General features: G+C 74.7%; 2 protein-coding genes. Both read right to left on the reverse strand.

Annotated features, from left to right (window positions below):
- Positions 1-66: 66 nt before the first annotated feature.
- Positions 67-1938 (reverse strand): ABC transporter ATP-binding protein, encoded by a 1872-nt coding sequence (locus AOK18_RS23430; protein ID WP_055695626.1) that lies wholly within the window; start codon positions 1936-1938, stop codon positions 67-69.
- A partial coding sequence (locus AOK18_RS23435; protein WP_139058515.1) for an ATP-binding cassette domain-containing protein occupies positions 1935-2267 on the reverse strand: 333 nt, incomplete at its 5' end. The genes AOK18_RS23430 and AOK18_RS23435, both read right to left, overlap by 4 nt.

Consider the following 2267-nt stretch of genomic DNA (forward strand, 5'->3'; position numbering starts at 1 on the left):
GGGCCTGGCGGGACAGCCTGGTGTAACGGGGGATCCCCCCGGCGCCCCGGCCGGGGGGATCCCCCGTTACACCAGGCTGTCCCGCCAGGCCCGGTGCAGGTCCGCGAAGCGGCCCGTGCCCGCGACGAGTTCGGCCGGGGTGCCGTCCTCGACGATCCGGCCGTGCTCCATCACCAGGACCCGGTCCGCGATCTCCACGGTGGACAGGCGGTGGGCGATCACCACCGCCGTACGGCCCCGCAGCACCGTCGCCATCGCGCGCTGCACCGCCCGCTCCCCGGGGACGTCCAGCGAACTGGTCGCCTCGTCCAGGATCAGCACGGCGGGATCGGCGAGCAGCGCCCTCGCGAACGCCACGAGCTGACGCTGACCGGCCGAGATGCGGCCGCCCCGCTTGCGCACGTCGGTGTCGTAGCCGTCCGGGAGGGAGGCGATGAAGTCGTGGGCGCCGATCTCCTTGGCCGCCCGCTCGATCTCCGCGCGGCCGGCGTCCGGGCGGCCGAGGGCGATGTTCTCGGCGACCGTGCCGGAGAACAGGAACGCCTCCTGCGTCACCATGACCACCCCGCGCCGCAGCTCGGACCCCGGCAGGTCGCGCAGGTCGACGCCGTCGAGCAGGACCCGGCCGTCGGTGGGGTCGTAGAAGCGGGCGAGCAGCTTCGCCAGCGTCGACTTGCCCGCGCCGGTCGAGCCGACCAGCGCGACGGTCTGCCCGGCGGGGAGCGCCAGGTCGAAACGGGGCAGCACCTCGCCCCCGGTGCGGTACGCGAACCGGACCCCGTCGAAGACGACCTCGCGCCCCGGGCGCCCCGACCGCCGCTCCGGCAGCTCACGGGGGGACACCGGCTCCGGCACGGACGGCACCTGGGCCAGCAGACCGGCGATCTTCTCCAGCGAGGCCGCCGCCGACTGGTAGGCGTTGAGGAACATGCCCAGCCGGTCGATCGGGTCGTACAGGCGCCGCAGGTACAGCACCGCCGCCGCCAGCACACCGAGCGCGAGCGTCCCCTCCGCCACCCGGTGCGCACCCCACAGCACGACCAGCGCGACCGTCGTGTTGGCGGTCACCCGCGAGCCCACGACATAGCGGGCCATCTCGAGCAGCGCGTCGCCGTTGGTCCGCTCGTGCCGCCGGTTCAGCTCCCGGAACGCGGCGTCGTTGACGGACTCGCGGCGGAAGGCGCGCACCGGGCGGATGCCGTTCATCGTCTCGACGAACTTCACGATCACCGCGGCGATCGCCGTGGACCGCTGCCGGTACACCTCGGAGACCCGCCGCCGGTACGACCGCACGAGGGCGTACAACGGGACGAAGGACGCCGCCGCCACCGCGCCGAGCCCGAGGTCCAGCCAGAGCAGCAGCACCGAGATGTAGACGCAGGACACGATGACCGTCACCAGTTCCTGCAGCCCCTCCTCCAGCAGCTCCCGCAGCGACTCGACGTCCGTGGTGGAACGGGAGATGAGCCGGCCCGAGGTGTACCGCTCGTGGAAGTCGACGCTGAGCGCCTGCGCGTGCCGGAAGATCCGGCCCCGCAGGTCCAGCAGCACGTCCTGGCTGACCCGCGCGGAGGCGTCGATGAACGCGTACTGCAGCGCGCCGCCCGCCGCCGCGCACAGCAGGTAGCCCACCGCGACCGCGACCAGCGGCCCGTGGTCGGCGGACCGGAACGCGGGCACGCCCCGGTCGATCGCGTACGCCACCAGCAGCGGGCCCGCCTGCACCGCCGCCTGCTGGAGCAGCAGCAGGAGCGCCGTCAGGGCGACCCGGCCGCGCAGCGGCGCCAGCAGGGAACGCAGCAGGGCACCGGTCGCGCCCGGGGGAGCGGGCAGGACGTCCCGGTCGAAGAGGTCGCCGCCCTCCGGGGTCCGCGGCCCCTCGTCCCTGCCGTCCTCGTCGTCCTCGCCGCGGGCGGGTGCGGTGGGGGCCGCCGTCATCGCCGGTTCTCCTGTTCCGGCCGGTCCGCCACCGGATCGCCGGCCATGAGGTGGGCGTACTCCGCGTTGGTGCGCAGCAGCTCGTGGTGGGTGCCGACCGCCGTGATCCGGCCGCCGGAGAGCAGGGCGACGCGGTCGGCCAGCAGCACCGTGGACGGGCGGTGCGCCACGATCAGGGCCGTGGTGTCCGCGAGCACCCGGCGCAGGGCGGCCTCGACCGCGGCCTCCGTGTGCACGTCGAGCGCGGACAGCGGATCGTCCAGCACCAGGAACTCGGGCTGCCCGACCACCGCGCGGGCCAGTGCGAGACGCTGCCGCTGCCCGCCGGA

It is taken from the genome of Streptomyces prasinopilosus (assembly GCF_001419695.1).
In the GTDB taxonomy this organism is placed as follows: Bacteria; Actinomycetota; Actinomycetes; order Streptomycetales; family Streptomycetaceae; genus Streptomyces; species Streptomyces prasinopilosus.